This window comes from Intestinibaculum porci (genome assembly GCF_003925875.1).
GTDB classification, from domain to species: domain Bacteria; phylum Bacillota_I; class Bacilli_A; order Erysipelotrichales; family Coprobacillaceae; genus Intestinibaculum; species Intestinibaculum porci.
On sequence record NZ_AP019309.1, the window covers coordinates 2,969,463 to 2,985,039 of the forward strand.

Below are 15,577 nucleotides of genomic sequence, written 5' to 3' on the forward strand. Positions count from 1 at the left end.
AAGCCAGGCCACTCAAGTAGAATTGAGTGAACTGGCTCAAAAAATGCTTAACTGAATGACATTGGGGATTTGCTCATCATATAATTCATCAGTTCATGGTGGGCGCTAAACACATCGCCGCGATCTTCAATGCCATAAAGATGGGTCATAAAGATCTGATGATCTAATGGGCCCGCGATGCGTTTGACCTGTAAGAGATAAAACACATTATTTTTTAAGAAGGTCAAATCCATCATTTCACTGCTCAATCCTGCTTCCCGGATGAAGTCCGGAAACCCATGGCCCGGCAAAAAGTGCTGATAATCAATGACATAATGCGGATCTTTGAGCTGATCCCACTGCGCTACGTCAAGGGCTGCGCGATAGAAATCATTCATCGCTAAAAGATAAGCTTTTTGACCATCCGAATAATAAATGGCCGTCGCCATTTCGGTCATGGAAATAAGCCCCGCCTGATCATAAATCTGGGCATCCAGAGCCGTTTCATACTCTAGGTGATGGGCTTGGCCATAGGCTTTTAAATCATCAAAACGCAATGGCTCACAGTAATAGTAACCCTGGATCTTTTCACAGCCGATATTCACTAAAAAATCATGTTGCGGCTGCGTTTCGACGCCTTCAGCCACAATATGAATTTTCATCTTTTTAGCGAGGCTGACTAATGATGAAAGAATATTTTTTGTTTCTTCATCAAAGCGAGACATAAACTCCATATCCAGCTTGATTTCATCAAATTTATAGCGTTTCAGTAATTCTAATGAGGCAAAGCCTTTACCAAAATTATCAATGGAGACATGATAACTTTTCGCCCGTAACTGTTCAATCGTCTCACGGGTTTGACGATTATCTTTTCCTAACCCCTTTTCACTGATTTCCACCCGTAAATAATCTCGGGGAATATGATACTGTGAGGCATATTCATCAAGTAAGTGCACCATGTCAAGAATATCGAAATCATAATGTGAGAAGTTGATCGAAACAGGTACAATTGGGCCCTCTTTCATCTGCTTTTGCAGATCTTCGATCACGGCTTTGACGATATAGCGATCTAAGCGATCAATTAAGTGCACGTCTTCTAAAATAGGCACGAAGTCATCCGGCATAATCAAACCATAAGTATCATCCTGCCAGCGCGCCAAAGCTTCCAGGCCGCAGACTTTATGCGAGAGCGTGCGCATGACCGGCTGATAATAAACGTCAATCTGATGATTTCTTAACGCTTCTTCAAAATGCGTGATAACATAACGCCGTAATAAGGCCTGCTTTTTCATTTCCTCATTATAGACAGCCCACATCTGCCGCGGATCATGCTTGATCGTCGCGCAGGCAATGCCGGCATCATCAAACGATGCTTTCAGTTCATTTAATGAAGCATCTTTATGAAAATAACGAATCCCGACTTTTAACGTGATATCATTTTCATGGATAAAATTGTTAACACGATGACAGACCTGTTCCAGGCGGGCTGTCAAATCATCTTTTTTCGCCAAGGCTAAAAAGTTGTCAGCGGCCATATGGGTGACATAGGCTTCCGGCAGCTCTTCAATAATAATATAGGCGATTTCATCGAGCAGGCGATTGCCTTTCTCGTAGCCAAAGAGTTCATTGTAACGTTTAAAATTCGTTAAATTAAAATAAATGGGAACATGAACCCCAAATTCACCTTTCGCTTTATCTTCTTTAGCGATCTCTAACGCTTTTGTGAAGAAGATGTCCGCACTCTGCACTTTCGTAATCTTTTGACTTAACCCTAGCTGTTCATTACGGTCACTGGCATTGACAATGACAATCAGCCAGCAGTCACGCCCCACTTCATCACCCTTGCGCGTTACACATTCCAAACGCCGTAAATGCCCTAAAGCTGTTCGCGTCACAAAAGAACAAAATACCTGATCATTATTTAAATGCGCTGAAGAATACACCAGATCCTGGACACTGGCTGATCCTTCATCATGATATAATCCGGCAAAACAGTCACTTGTACAGCGGTGAAAATCTTCGTCACTAGCGCACTGCAGCTCCTCCAGCATCGCTTTATTGTGATAGAGAATACGCTCTTCTTCATCATGACTTACCAAAATCACACCCACTGGCAATTCATCATACAACTGTCTATGCAAATCGTTTACCTTTCCATCCATGATTACTCCCTCCCAATGAGCTCTACAGACTTATTAATGAATTCACAATCTATTGTTATTAAAATCATTATAACAAATGTAACCGCATAAAACGATATTTTTTCGTAAACTTAATCATATTCTTTTCACATTTTGAGTAATATCGACAAAACGTACAATATTTTTCTGTCATTTTTATTATTTTCCTTTAAATATCGTGTTAATTTTCATAAATATATTCACTTTTACAGGATCATTCGATACAATGCCTAGAGGAAAGGAATTATTTATATGGAAAGAGAAAAATTAAAAAGCCGTTTAGGCTTTATCTTACTGAGTGCTGGCTGTGCCATCGGCATCGGTAATGTGTGGAAATTTCCTTGGTTAGTTGGTCAAAATGGCGGCGGTATATTCGTCTTGCTTTATTTATTCTTTTTGATCATTCTAGGGATTCCCGTCATGACGATGGAATTTGCGATGGGCCGCGCTAGCCGCAAAAGTCCGGTCAAACTGTATGATCAGTTAGAGCCAAAAGGCAGTCACTGGCACCTCCATGGTCCCATTGCCTTAGCCGGTAACTATTTACTCATGATGTTTTATACGACCGTAGCGGGCTGGATGTTACAATATTTTCTCATGAGTGCCCATGGCAGCTTCATGGGGAAAAATCCCAGTCAAGTAAAGGGACTGTTTACCCAAATGCTGGCAAGTCCTGAAAAGCTAGTCTTAGCGATGGGCTTTGTCGTCATCGTCGGCTTCTTCATCAATGCCCAAGGGCTACAAAATGGCTTAGAGAAAATCACCAAATTTATGATGCTCGCCTTATTAGCGATCATGCTCATCCTCGCTATTAACAGTGTCTTTTTACCAGGAGCTGACAAAGGCATCAGCTTTTACCTGTTGCCAAGTCTCAGGAAAGTGGAAAAAATTGGTTTTATGAACGTGGTGGTGGCAGCCATGAATCAGGCTTTCTTCACTTTATCGTTGGGGATTGGCGCGATGGCCATCTTTGGTTCCTACATTGATAAAAATCACAGTTTATTATCCGAATCCATCAATGTCGCCTGCTTGGATACCTTCGTAGCGATCGTTTCCGGGCTGATTATTTTTCCGGCCTGCTTTGCCTATGGCGTGAAACCAGATAGCGGTCCTTCATTGATCTTTATTACGTTGCCAAATATTTTCAATCATATGCACTTTGGTCGTTTATGGGGCTCACTATTCTTTATCTTTATGAGCTTTGCGGCGTTTTCCACCGTTTTAGCGGTCTTTGAAAACATTATGGCCTGCACGATGGATTTACTCCATGTCTCAAGAAAGAAAGCCGCCTTCATCAATGCCATTGCCGTGTTAATCTTATCTTTGCCTTGCGCCCTCGGCTTTAATGTCTTAAGCGGAATTCAGCCCTTAGGCGCCGGTACAACGTTCTTAGATTTAGAAGACTTCATTGTCTCGAACCTGCTTTTACCAGGCGGTTCCCTGATTTTTGTCCTCTTCTGCACACAGCGCTATGGCTGGAGCTGGGACAATTTTAAAGCCGAAGCGAACATGGGAAAAGGCTTAAAGATCGTTGATGGGATGCGTTTTTACATGACATGGATTCTTCCTGTCATTATTCTCATCATCCTCATTTTAGGATTGATTTAACGAAAGGAATTTTTCAATGGAAAGAGAAAAACTGAAAAGCCGTCTCGGCTTTATCTTACTGAGCGCCGGCTGTGCCATCGGCATTGGCAATGTCTGGAAGTTTCCCTGGTTAGTTGGTCAAAATGGCGGCGGCCTTTTTGTCTTGATCTATTTATTTTTCTTACTGATCTTAGGCGTTCCGGTCATGACGATGGAATTTGCGATGGGCCGCGCTAGCCGTAAAAGTCCCGTCAAACTTTATGATGCCTTAGCCCCAAAGGGCTCACATTGGCATCTGCATGGCCCGATCGCGATGATCGGCAATTATTTATTAATGATGTTTTATACGACCGTTGCCGGCTGGATGCTTTCTTATTTTGCGATGAGTGCCACTGGCACCTTCGCCCATAAACCACCTACTCAGGTGCAAAATATCTTTAATCAGATGTTAAAAAATCCCGCGCAGTTAGTCATTGCGATGGGCATCGTGGTCGTTTTAGGGTTCTTGATCAATGCCCAAGGCTTACAAAACGGCTTAGAGAAAATCACCAAAGTGATGATGATCGCCTTGTTAATCATCATGGTCGTACTAGCGGTGAACAGTCTCTTTTTACCGGGCGCAGCGGAAGGAACGAAGTTCTACTTATTCCCGAGCGTCAAACGAATTGAAAAGATTGGCTTATTAAACGTTATCGTCGCCGCCATGAATCAGGCGTTCTTCACCTTATCCGTTGGGATGGGCGGGATGGCCATCTTTGGTTCTTATATTGATAAGAAGCACGCATTATTATCTGAATCCATCAACGTTGCTTTCTTAGATACCTTTGTGGCGATCGTTTCAGGACTCATTATTTTCCCTGCCTGCTTTGCTTATCATGTCAAACCTAATAGCGGCCCTTCACTCATCTTTATTACCTTACCTAATATTTTCAATCATATGCCTTTGGGCCGGTTATGGGGATCGTTATTCTTTGTCTTCATGTCCTTTGCGGCGTTTTCCACTGTCTTAGCGGTCTTTGAAAATATTATGGCCTGCACGATGGATTTATTTTCTGTTTCAAGAAAGCAAGCAGCTCTTATCAATGTCGTGCTCGTCTTCTTATTATCGCTGCCATGTGCCTTAGGTTTTAATGTCTTAAGCGGCATTCACCCCTTAGGCGCTGGAACGAACTTTATGGATTTAGAAGACTTCCTGGTCTCAAATATTATTTTACCGGGCGGCTCATTCATCTTCGTTCTCTTCTGCACCCGCCGTTATGGCTGGGGCTGGGAGCACTTTAAGAAAGAAGCCAACACCGGCAAAGGCCTCAAAATCATTGATGGCATGCGTTTCTATATGACCTGGATCTTACCAGTCATTATCTTACTGATCATCATCCTTGGTCTGATCCATTAAGAAAGTCCCTCACGAGGGACTTTTATAGTTTTCATCTATAGCAAATCATAGAAATTAGATATTATACTATATCGTTAAGTCGTGTTAAGATAAGCCTGCAAAGAAAAGAGGATATAAACATGAGACCATATAGATATGATATTGTGGGCAGTTTCTTAAGACCAGCCCGTTTACAAAAAGCAAGAAGTGATTATAAAGCCGGTTTCATTACGGCTTCAGATTTAAAACAAGTAGAAGATGCCTGCATCGCTGAGCTTGTCCAGAAAGAAAAAGATAATGGCTTATTAGCTGTCACGGATGGTGAATTCCGCCGCAGTTTCTGGCATATGGATTTCTTAGAAGCTTTAGAGGGTGTGAAACACGTTGAAGCGGATCACTGGTCCGTAGAATTCAAAGGCGATAAACCACATGGGGCCACATTAACCTTTACAAATCAAGTGCGTTTCCCTAAGGATCATCCTTTCTTAGATCATTACCGCTATTTAAAAAGCATTGCTGGAGAAACAGATACGAAATTAACCATCCCTTCCCCATCAATGTTACACCTGATTGCCTGCGTTCGCTCCCATAGCACTTATACCCCTATCGATCGTTATAAAGATCATGAAGATGTCTTATTTCATGATATTGCCCAGACATATATTGATGCCATTCACGCTTTCTATAATGAAGGCTGCCGTTATATTCAGTTAGATGATACCTCATGGGGAGAATTCTGTGATGAAAACAAACGTGCCCAGTATCTTTCACAAGGTATCGATGTCGATCAAGTCGGCCAAGCGTATGTGCAGGTGATCAATCAAATCATTGACGCTAAACCGGCTGACTTAACGATCACGATGCATATCTGCCGTGGTAACTTCCGCAGCACCTGGTTTTCTAGCGGCGGCTATGAAAAAGTGGCCCCCATTTTGTTTACCCACTGCAAAGTTGATGGCTTCTTCTTAGAATATGACAGTGATCGCGCTGGTGACTTTACCCCTCTGCGGTACATTAAAGATCAATATGTTGTGTTAGGGTTAGTGACTTCTAAATTTGCGGCTTTAGAAAAGAAAGAAGATATTATAAAACGTATTCATGAAGCCAGCCATTATGTCCCACTTAAACAGTTATGCTTATCCACGCAGTGCGGTTTCTCTTCAACTGAAGAAGGCAATAAAATAACCGAGGCCGATCAATGGAAAAAGATCCGCCTCGTCAAAGAAATCGCCCAGGAAGTCTGGGGTTAACGATGAGATCTCTCTCATCGTTTTTTTATCATTTTATGCATGATCAAACTGATAAGCATCGTGATGATAATATCCGGCAGGGTATAGCCGACGATCCAGTTAAAGCGCATAAATAATCGATATAAAGCAAAGCCAATCAGCCAGACGATCAGATTCACAATGTCAAAGTCTTTTTTCGTCTCCTTTGACAATATGAAGGTATCGGTCATCATCACCGCAATCATCGGCGCAAAAACCGAACCAATCAGATACAGGAAATTGGTGATATTATCCATCGGATAAAGACAGGCGCCAACGGTCCCCAAAATGCTGATGACAATAGCGGCTTTCTTGCCATCCCCGCGATCATCTAAAGACTGGGTGGAAATCCCGCCCGATAAAGCATCTAAAAACGTGGTCGTGACTGTAGAAAAAACAATAATGAGTAATCCAGCGATGCCTAAGCCCGCTTTAACCATAATCGTCGCAATATCCCCAGTGCCACTCATTCGTGCCGCGGCCATGCCGATCCCAAACATCCAACAGCTTGCTAAACTATAGACTATAGTGCTCACCAGTGCTGACTTTTGCGGTTGCTCACAATCCACCATATAATCGCCTACTACCGGCAGCCAGGATAAAGGCATGGAAGCGGATAACTCTAACGCTGCGCCAAAGGCAATGGTCCCATGAAGAGAATGCATCGTATGATGCGAGATGATGACGACACACAAAACAATACTCAAAACAAATAAGCCAAGCATCGCGATCATATTCACTTTCTCGATGGAAGAAACATCTAAAGCAATCCAGACAACCACGAGTGCGCCGATGACAATCGCCCAGATGCGCGGCGATGTATGGAAGATTGCTGTGGCACTTAAGGCGCCATCATAAATCATAATCGCCGTCCAGCCAAATAGCTGTAAGACATTAAGAAAAGCAAAAAGCTTGCCGCCTTGCTTGCCAAAGGTATCCTTGACACTTTCCATCGCACTCTTTTGGCGGCGAGCGCTGATTAAAGCCGCTAAGTAAAAGAGAATGCCACCAATCAGATGACCTAAGATAATCGCTAATAATCCTTTGATGAGGCCTAACGGGGCTAAGTAAGTTCCCGTTAAGATCTCGGCGATGGAAACGCCAGCGCCAAACCAGACCAGACCCTGATCACGTAATGTTACTTTATTTGTCATAAGGCATCTCCTTGAAATCATGATTTAACGGACCGCTGCCATGACCTAAATCAAGCTGCGCCGCTAAGGCATCACTTAAATACTGTTTGGCCTTGGCAATAGCACTTGTGAGGGTTTCTCCTTTAGCCAAATGCGCAGCGATGGCACTAGAGAGCGTGCAGCCGGTGCCATGGGTATTGGGATTATCTATGCGCTGGCCTTTAAACCAGACAATATCACCATCATAAAGCAGATCATTGGCATCATTAATGGCATGACCGCCTTTAAGTAAAACAGCCGTGTGATAACGCTCATAAATAGCCTGCGCAGCCGCTTCCATCTCCTGGGCATTTGAAATCGATAAGCCACTGAGAATTTCCGCTTCGGGAATATTCGGGGTAATGACCTCAGCTAAAGGAATCAGTTCTTCCTGTAAAACGTTCATCGCGTCATCGCTGATCAGTTTAGCGCCGCTGGTGGCGACCATCACCGGATCAAGGACAATATGTTTGGCCTGATAATGGATTAAACACTCTTTAATGACATGAATCAAGGCACTTTCGGAAACCATCCCAATTTTCACCGCTTCCGGGTAAATATCAGTAAAGATGGCATCAAGTTCATCACGTAAGAAGTCAGGTGTCACGTTCATCACACTTTTGACGCCTAACGTATTTTGCGCCGTTAACGCGGTGATCGCCGACATGCCATAGACATGATTGGTAATCATCGTTTTAAGGTCCGCCTGAATGCCTGCACCGCCGCTGGCATCACTGCCAGCAATCGTTAAGGCCGTCGGCACATCACTAAGCATCTTATGGACGGCCTGTGATAATGTCTGCGTGGCTTTCGTAATATCTGAAGCTTTAAATATTTCAGAAATCACCGCTACGCCGACAATGCCGGTCCCTTTTAAAGCACGCACATTGTCATGGGTAATGCCACCAATGGCAATGACCGGAATAGAAACAGCCTCACAAATATCAATCAGCATCTGTCTAGAGACATCCTGCGCATCGTCTTTGGAATTGGTAGGAAACACCGCCCCCACCCCTAAATAATCGGCGCCTTGCTTTTCGGCCGCAATCGCCTGCTCAACCGTTTGCGCAGAAACACCTAAGATTTTATGGGGACCGATCAGTTTACGTACATCCTGGCAGTTCATATCTTCCTGCCCCACATGCACCCCATCTACGTCCGTTTCCATCGCTAAAGCCACATCATCATCAATGACAAAAGGAACATCATGTTTATGACATAAGGTTTTAATGTGAGCAATTTCCTCTAATAACGCCGCCTTTGAAATCGTTGGCCCATCTTTTTCTCTTAACTGAATAAACGTGGCCCCGCCCGCAATCGCTTCTTTGACCGCTTCATATAAAGACTTGCCTTGTAAATAGCAGCGCGTGGTGACGGCATAAACCTGTAAACTAGCGGATTTCATAGCGGGCACCTGCCTTTAAAGTTTTTTCATCCATTAGGGATATCGCATCAATGATATGGTCACGATAAGAACTGTTACCTTCATAAGAGGCCAAATGTGACAGACCAATTTCCCCAGCTAAGCCCATCACCATCGTCGCCGCTGCGCAGGCTTCTAAAGGATGCTCTTTATTAGCGGCTAAATAGGCACACATTAACCCAGATAACATGCAGCCAGTGCCAGTAATCCCTGACATCGCCTTAGTGCCATTGGTAATAACATAACACTGCTGATCATCAGCGACCAAATCGATGGCTCCCGTCATGGCAACAATACAGTTTCTCTCATGCGCATAATCTTTCACAAAAGTGATCATTTGATCCAGATTATCCGCTGTCACAACATCCGCGGCGCTGGCATCAACTCCATGGGTATCCGCGCTTTGCAAAGCTAAAGCTTTTAATTCTGAGACATTCCCGCGAATGACATCAAAATGCGTTTCCGCTAATAATGAAAGCGCCGTATCGGTGCGCAAATGACTGGCACCGGCCCCAACCGGATCCAGCAACAAAGCATGGTGCAGAAAGGCAGCTTTCTTACCGGCGACTTTCATCGCTTCAATCGTTCTGGTATTGAGGGTGCCAATATTAATATTGAGGCCCTGGCAGATACTTGTAATCTCTTCGACTTCTAAGACTTCATCAGCCATAATCGGACTCGCACCGCAGGCTAATTCGACATTAGCCACATCATTCACCGTGACATAGTTGGTGATGTTGTGAATTAAGGGATGATTTTCGCGTACGTTTTTCAAACATTCTTCAATCATTTTCTTTCCTCCAAATGAAAACGGATAGACACCAAAAGACGTCTATCCGTGCTAAAACGCGTATATCCCTCCGTTGGCATTATCCAAATCAGGTTATGGGTCTGAACGCACAGTTCACTCTCAGCCGGTTTGCCAGCTCCCCTGTTTTCTCTTTCAGTATAAGGTGACCACTTATTTGTGTCAACGCTTTCTTAAAAATCACGACTTTATAAGGAATCACTTTTAAGGAAAATACGTATCTTGTATACAGTATTTTAGTTAATTCAATAATTTTTTATCACTTTTACAAATATAAAAAGCAGCGATGAAAAGGTGCTTTTTCACATTTATGTTTAATATTATCTTATTATGATGATAATTTATTATTGAATTTAGAAATAATAAGAGTAGAATACAAGGCATAGAAATAAACAAAGGGGGAATTTCAATGAATCGTTTTCTAAAGTTGAGTATTGCCGGCGCACTTGCTTGCACCATGGCCGGATGCGGAACTAGTGCTTCGAGTGGTAAAAAGACCGTCACCATCAACGTGGCCATCGCGCCAGATTATGCACCTTATGAATCACTTAATAAGCAAGGGAAAATTGTTGGCTTTGATGCCGATATGATTAAGCTTTTCCCATCTTACTTAAATACTTCGACTACAACCTATAAATTTAAATACAATCAGATGTCTTTCGATAACATCATCACCCAGCTCCAGGCTAATCAGGCTGACGTCGGGATTTCTGGTTTCAGTTATAACAAGAAACGTAAAGTATCTTGGTCAACGCCTTATGCAGCGACGGCGCAGATGGCTGTTGTGAATAAAGGATCTGGCATAAAAACCTTAAAAGATCTCGAAGGGAAAAAGTTAGCGGCCCAGACCGGTTCTACAGGTGAAGAAGCGGCCAAGAAAGTCAAAGGAGCCACTGTTTCTTCCGTTTCTAATGCCCAGGAAAACTTCCCGGCTTTAAAAGCCAAACAGTTTGATGCCGTCATCGTCGAATTAGCCGTCGCAAAAAAATATGCGAAAGCTCAAGGCTTTGATATCATGCCACAGTCTTTAAAAGATGAAAAGAACTATATCGTGGCCAAGCAAGGCAATACCAAGATGATCAACTTAATGAACAAAGCTTTAAAGAAATTCCTAGCTTCGAAAGATTATAAACGTTTAACCGACAAATATGGTCTTAAGCCGCTAGAGAAATAACAATCCGAGGGGGTATTCTATGTTTCCAGCATTAGGACAAATATTTACACCATCTAATCTGCTTTACTATTTTCAGTTTGCACTCATCTCGCTAGGCTTAGCCGCGATCTCCTTAGCGATCGGCTTTGTCTTAGCGGTGCTGTTACAGGCGATGCGCATGTCTAGTAAGAAAGTGCTCAATGCTATTTCAACCTTCTATATTGAAGTCATTCGCGGGACGCCAATGTTAGTGCAAATTTCTTATATTTTTACTGTCATCCCTTTAATTATCGGTCAGATCACCGGCAGCGTCATTCGCCCGAACCAGTATCTGATCGGGGTGATTGCGATGAGTATGAACACCGCTGCTTACCAGGCAGAATTTATCCGTTCCGGCATTAATGGGGTGGCGAAAGGACAATGGGAAGCCTGCTCCACCTTAGGGTTATCCAAAGCGGATACCTTACGTTTTATTATCCTGCCTCAGGCTGTGAAACTGATTATCCCCACGTTAGTCAATGAATTCGTCGTTTTGATTAAGGATACATCCTTATTAGCGACGATTGGTGCCGTCGAATTATTCCAGGCCAGCAAGAATATCGGGAATACCTACTATGACTACATGTCAGCTTATACTTTAGTCATTCCCTTCTATCTTGTCATGACTTTAACGATTTCTTACTTATCAAGAAAATTAGAAAAGAGGTTATCTGCCAGTGACTAATGCAAAAACAATGATCAAAGTTGATCATATTTCCAAATATTTTGGCCCCTTAAAGGCTTTAAACGACGTCTCTTTAGAATTACATAAAGGCGAAATCGTCGTTTTGATCGGACCTTCCGGATCGGGGAAATCGACCCTGATTCGCGCTATTAACGGCTTAGAAAAGCCTGAAGAAGGCAAAATCTATATCGAGGATCAGCTCTATGATCCGAAAAACAAAAAATACGCAGCCCAGCGTATGAAAATGGGCTTCGTCTTCCAGCACTTCAACTTATTTCCAAATAAGACTGTGTTAGAAAATCTCACCTTAGCGCAGATTCGTGTTCTCAAGCGCAGTGAAGTTACGGCGAGCGAAATCGCGATGAAATATTTAAAACGGGTCGGCCTTGATGATAAAGCTTCACAGTATCCTAACAAACTCTCTGGTGGTCAGAAACAGCGTGTAGCCATTGCCCGCAGCTTATGCATGAATCCAGAAATCATGTTATTCGATGAACCAACGAGTGCCTTAGATCCCGAAATGGTGGAAGAAGTTTTAGAGGTTATGCAGGATTTAGGCAAAGAAGGCATGACAATGATCATCGTCACCCATGAAATGGGCTTTGCCCGCACCGTTGCCGATCGCGTTATTTTCTTGGAAAACGGATCCATCGTGGAAGAAAATACCGCCGAAGCGTTCTTCGATCACCCAGCTAGTGATCGAGCCAAATTATTCTTAAGTAAAGTCATGCATTGATAATTGTATACATATACGAGGGAGGGATGATCATGCAGACGATTGGACGCAAAGAATCACTATCAACATTAGCTTATCAATCTATCAAAAATGCGATTATCTCCGGCGAGTTCCGTCCCGGGGCCTGCTTAAAAGAAGAAGATCTTTCCAAAGCCTTAGCGATCTCGCGCACGCCTGTTCGTGAAGCTTTAAGACAGCTCCACTACGATCATTTGATCGAAAAAGATCACTCCCATAATTTTACTGTTTCTAATATCACTCCAGAGGATATTTCCCAGGCTTTAGAACTGCGTCGCGTGATGGAATCTTACTGTGCGAAAGAGTGGGCAAAATCCATTACGGAACGTGATCTGCAGAAATTACAAAAGTATTATGATAAACAGACTCAGGCTTTAGAAAAGAGTGACTTTGAGAACTTCTTAAAATATGAAGAGAAGTTTCACAGTGCCATTATTCACAGTAAAAACAATCAGTATTTTGATGATTACTTAGCGCAGATTGAACTGCTTCAGAAACGCTTTCTGATCCTCTCAGGATCACTCAAACCTAACGCCCTGGAGGCGATGAAAGAGCACCAGGCTTTACTTGATGCCCTCGCCGCTCATGACGCTGAAAAAGCGCAAGAAGCGATGGACAGACATATTTGTAACGTAGAAAAACGTTTATTGGAGGAGGACTAAGATATGAAAGAAGAAATCGAAACATTAACCAAAAAGCTCGTTTCTATTTGTTCGGTTAATGGCTCAGATGGCGGCGAAAAAGCCATCGCCGATTATATCGAAAGTTATTTACAGAAGATCCCTTATTTTAGAAAACATCCCGATCGGATCATCATCCAGCCGTTAAAAGATGATGCCCTGCAAAGACGCAATGTTATGGCCCTTTTGCTGGGAGAAAAGGATGACAATCCCCATACCCTGATCTGGCATGGGCATATGGATACCGTCGGCGTGGATGATTATAAGAGCCTTAAGCCTTATGCCTTTGATCCTGACGCCTTAGAAAAAGCCTTGCATCAGATGACTTTACCAAAAGAAATGCAGGCAGATTTGGATTCGGGGGATTACTTATTTGGCCGCGGGGCTTTAGATATGAAAAGCGGCGACGCGGTCTTCCTCGTTTTATTAAAGCACTTAGCAGAAAATGTCTCTGAGCTGAGTGGAAATATTCTTCTTTCTATTAATCCCGTCGAAGAAAATCGCCATCAAGGTATTATTGAAGAAACACCGATTCTCATGTCTTTAAAAGAAACTTATCATTTAGAGTATGTCGCAGCGATCAATAATGACTATACCTGTCCGCTTTATCCTGATGATCCACATCATTACGTCTACATGGGAACCGTCGGAAAACTTTTACCCTGTTTCTATATTCAGGGAAAGGAAACCCATGTCGGTCAGCCTTTTGAAGGCTTCGATGCCTCCCGCATTGCGGCGAAGTTAGTTGATCGCATCACCTTAAATACCGATTTCTTAGATGTTTATAACGATGAATATACCCTGCCGCCGATGGTGCTGAAGATGAAAGATCTCAAGGATAGCTATAATGTGCAGACAGCTTTTGATAGCTTTGTCTATTTCAATTATCTGGTTCATAATGAAGAAATTACCGAGACCATTCCGAAGTTTACCAAAGTGGCTCAGGAGATTCTCGATGAAGAACTTGATTACTTAAATACGCAGTATCAGAAGTTCTGCCGACTCACTCATACCAGCTACACCCCTTATACCTTTCATCCAAAGGTTTATACCTTTGCCCAGTTAAAAGAAAAGTATTTGGAGACGTTTGATCACGATCATTACAGCGAGTTAGAAAAGATTGCGGCGATTCTTAATGAGCGCGGCGAAGATCAGCGAGAGATTCCCATCTCAATGGTCAAGAGTATGCTTAATGAATTAGCCATTAATGATCCGGTGATTGTCTTATACTTTGCGGCGCCGTATTGTCCTCACAATACTTTAAAAGATGAAGATGGGCAGGAAAAAGCATTAAAAGATAAATTGACCCAGATGGTCAAAAACTTTGGTGAAAAAGTGCATCTGGATTATAAAGTTCTCCAGTTCTTCCCTTCCTTATCGGATAGCTCTTATATCAAGATTGATGATTCCAATGAATCTATTACCGCTTTGCAGGAGAACTTCCCAGCGATGAAATATCTCTACAACCTTGATACGACGACAATGAAAGCCTTAAATATTCCGGCTTTAGACTTTGGCGTTTATGGCAAAGATGCTCATAAATGGATGGAACGCGTCTATAAGCCTTACAGTTTTGAAGTTTTACCACAACTCATTTTAGAAGCAGTTCATACATTACTTTAGAGGGGGTATTGATTATGTATGTCACCAATGGTACTGATGTTTTAACAAGAGTGCTGGTTTCTAAGCCAGATTACTTAAAAGCTGCGCGAATTAATGAAATCGCCAAAAGATGGGATTTAGATCTCGATCTGGAAAAGATGAAAAAAGAGCACCAGCTCTTCACCGATGCTTATGCCAAAGCCGGCGTTAAAGTGGAATACTTAGATAGTGATCCAAAGCGTCCAAACTCTGTTTTCTCGCGAGACTTTGGCGGCTGTGTCCGGGAAGGTTACGTGATGGGCCGGTTCAAATTACCGATCCGTTATAAAGAACATGAAGATTATAAAAAGAAAATGGCGGATTTAGGCATTCCTTGTTTAGGCGAAGTCAAACATGGCTTCTTCGAAGGCGGCGACTTCATGTTTATCAATGATCATACGATTGCTATTGGCATGCTTGATCGCACCAATGAAGAAGGCTTTGAAGAATTAAAAGCCATTCTCAATCCCTTAGGTTATGCGTTAATTCCGGTCAAAGCCGATCCTCGTTATTTGCATTTGGATATGTGTTTTAACTTAGTCGATCCCACCATTGCCGTGGCCTATGTCGATGGCTTGCCTAAAGAATTTATAGCCCGAATGCAAGATTTAGGCATCCGCTTTGTGACCGTGGAAGAAGAAGATATCTTCCATCATGGCTGCAATCTCCAGGCTATTGGGGATCACCGCGTTCTCTCCTTAGCCTCTAATAAAAAGGTGAATAAACAGTTAACTGAAATGGGCATGCAGGTCATTGAATTAGAGATTACGGAAATCTTAAAAGCCGGCGGCGGACCACATTGCATGAGCTTTCCGCTAGAAAGAAGGAAATAA

General features: G+C 42.8%; 13 protein-coding genes and 1 riboswitch. Of the genes, 9 read left to right on the top strand and 4 right to left on the bottom strand.

Annotation, left to right across the window (positions count from 1 at the left end; translation table 11 throughout):
- Positions 1-47: 47 nt before the first annotated feature.
- Positions 48-2,141 carry an EAL domain-containing protein gene (locus SG0102_RS14195; protein ID WP_125120543.1) on the bottom strand — a complete coding sequence of 698 codons (2,094 nt, stop codon included), beginning with the start codon at positions 2,139-2,141 and terminating at the stop codon, positions 48-50.
- A gap of 270 nt (positions 2,142-2,411) precedes the next feature.
- On the opposite strand from SG0102_RS14195, the gene SG0102_RS14200 reads away from it, so the two are divergent.
- From SG0102_RS14200 to SG0102_RS14210, 3 genes are all read left to right on the top strand, one after another.
- A complete protein-coding gene (locus SG0102_RS14200; protein ID WP_125120544.1) occupies positions 2,412-3,767 on the top strand; it encodes a sodium-dependent transporter in 1,356 nt (451 codons plus the stop codon).
- A 16-nt stretch (positions 3,768-3,783) separates the two neighbouring features.
- A complete protein-coding gene (locus SG0102_RS14205) occupies positions 3,784-5,142 on the top strand; it encodes a sodium-dependent transporter (protein ID WP_125120545.1) in 1,359 nt (452 codons plus the stop codon).
- Between the two features lie 119 nt (positions 5,143-5,261).
- Positions 5,262-6,371, top strand: a complete 1,110-nt coding sequence (locus SG0102_RS14210; protein WP_125120546.1) for a 5-methyltetrahydropteroyltriglutamate--homocysteine S-methyltransferase — start codon at positions 5,262-5,264, stop codon at positions 6,369-6,371.
- A 14-nt stretch (positions 6,372-6,385) separates the two neighbouring features.
- On the opposite strand, the gene cytX is transcribed toward SG0102_RS14210, so the two are convergent.
- From cytX to thiM, 3 genes are read right to left on the bottom strand one after another with little or no spacing between them, the layout of a single operon-like run.
- Positions 6,386-7,543 carry a putative hydroxymethylpyrimidine transporter CytX gene (gene cytX, locus SG0102_RS14215; protein ID WP_125120547.1) on the bottom strand — a complete coding sequence of 386 codons (1,158 nt, stop codon included), beginning with the start codon at positions 7,541-7,543 and terminating at the stop codon, positions 6,386-6,388.
- A complete protein-coding gene (gene thiD, locus SG0102_RS16010; protein ID WP_125120548.1) occupies positions 7,533-8,966 on the bottom strand; it encodes a bifunctional hydroxymethylpyrimidine kinase/phosphomethylpyrimidine kinase in 1,434 nt (477 codons plus the stop codon). The genes cytX and thiD overlap by 11 nt, the downstream gene beginning before the upstream one ends.
- Positions 8,953-9,774: a hydroxyethylthiazole kinase gene (gene thiM / locus SG0102_RS14225; RefSeq protein WP_125120549.1), complete on the bottom strand. Its 822-nt coding sequence runs from the start codon at positions 9,772-9,774 to the stop codon at positions 8,953-8,955. The genes thiD and thiM overlap by 14 nt, the downstream gene beginning before the upstream one ends.
- Positions 9,775-9,822: 48 nt before the next feature.
- Positions 9,823-9,927, bottom strand: a riboswitch (TPP riboswitch).
- Between the two features lie 274 nt (positions 9,928-10,201).
- Between thiM and SG0102_RS14230 the strand changes: the two genes are divergently transcribed.
- Genes SG0102_RS14230 through SG0102_RS14255 form a run of 6 tightly spaced genes read left to right on the top strand, consistent with a single transcriptional unit; the run spans position 10,202 to position 15,577 of the window.
- Complete coding sequence (locus tag SG0102_RS14230) at positions 10,202-10,966, top strand: transporter substrate-binding domain-containing protein (protein ID WP_125120550.1); 765 nt, start codon at positions 10,202-10,204, stop codon at positions 10,964-10,966.
- A gap of 19 nt (positions 10,967-10,985) precedes the next feature.
- Positions 10,986-11,669 (top strand): amino acid ABC transporter permease, encoded by a 684-nt coding sequence (locus SG0102_RS14235; protein ID WP_125120551.1) that lies wholly within the window; start codon positions 10,986-10,988, stop codon positions 11,667-11,669.
- A gap of 10 nt (positions 11,670-11,679) precedes the next feature.
- On the top strand, positions 11,680-12,405 hold the full coding sequence (locus SG0102_RS14240) for an amino acid ABC transporter ATP-binding protein (protein WP_125120810.1): 726 nt from the start codon (positions 11,680-11,682) through the stop codon (positions 12,403-12,405).
- 32 nt (positions 12,406-12,437) lie between these two features.
- Positions 12,438-13,085, top strand: a complete 648-nt coding sequence (locus tag SG0102_RS14245; RefSeq protein ID WP_162300215.1) for a GntR family transcriptional regulator — start codon at positions 12,438-12,440, stop codon at positions 13,083-13,085.
- Positions 13,086-13,088: 3 nt separating this feature from the next.
- Positions 13,089-14,726 (top strand): M20/M25/M40 family metallo-hydrolase, encoded by a 1,638-nt coding sequence (locus SG0102_RS14250; protein ID WP_125120553.1) that lies wholly within the window; start codon positions 13,089-13,091, stop codon positions 14,724-14,726.
- Between the two features lie 14 nt (positions 14,727-14,740).
- Complete coding sequence (locus SG0102_RS14255; RefSeq protein ID WP_125120554.1) at positions 14,741-15,577, top strand: dimethylarginine dimethylaminohydrolase family protein; 837 nt, start codon at positions 14,741-14,743, stop codon at positions 15,575-15,577.

Bases quoted from the DNA above. Each gene is read 5' to 3' on its own strand.
- SG0102_RS14195 (WP_125120543.1), bottom strand. From the start codon at position 2,141: ATGGATGGAAAGGTAAACGATTTGCATAGACAGTTGTATGATGAATTG.
- SG0102_RS14200 (WP_125120544.1), top strand. From the start codon at position 2,412: ATGGAAAGAGAAAAATTAAAAAGCCGTTTAGGCTTTATCTTACTGAGT.
- SG0102_RS14205 (WP_125120545.1), top strand. From the start codon at position 3,784: ATGGAAAGAGAAAAACTGAAAAGCCGTCTCGGCTTTATCTTACTGAGC.
- SG0102_RS14210 (WP_125120546.1), top strand. From the start codon at position 5,262: ATGAGACCATATAGATATGATATTGTGGGCAGTTTCTTAAGACCAGCC.
- cytX (WP_125120547.1), bottom strand. From the start codon at position 7,543: ATGACAAATAAAGTAACATTACGTGATCAGGGTCTGGTCTGGTTTGGC.
- thiD (WP_125120548.1), bottom strand. From the start codon at position 8,966: ATGAAATCCGCTAGTTTACAGGTTTATGCCGTCACCACGCGCTGCTAT.
- thiM (WP_125120549.1), bottom strand. From the start codon at position 9,774: ATGATTGAAGAATGTTTGAAAAACGTACGCGAAAATCATCCCTTAATT.
- SG0102_RS14230 (WP_125120550.1), top strand. From the start codon at position 10,202: ATGAATCGTTTTCTAAAGTTGAGTATTGCCGGCGCACTTGCTTGCACC.
- SG0102_RS14235 (WP_125120551.1), top strand. From the start codon at position 10,986: ATGTTTCCAGCATTAGGACAAATATTTACACCATCTAATCTGCTTTAC.
- SG0102_RS14240 (WP_125120810.1), top strand. From the start codon at position 11,680: ATGATCAAAGTTGATCATATTTCCAAATATTTTGGCCCCTTAAAGGCT.
- SG0102_RS14245 (WP_162300215.1), top strand. From the start codon at position 12,438: ATGCAGACGATTGGACGCAAAGAATCACTATCAACATTAGCTTATCAA.
- SG0102_RS14250 (WP_125120553.1), top strand. From the start codon at position 13,089: ATGAAAGAAGAAATCGAAACATTAACCAAAAAGCTCGTTTCTATTTGT.
- SG0102_RS14255 (WP_125120554.1), top strand. From the start codon at position 14,741: ATGTATGTCACCAATGGTACTGATGTTTTAACAAGAGTGCTGGTTTCT.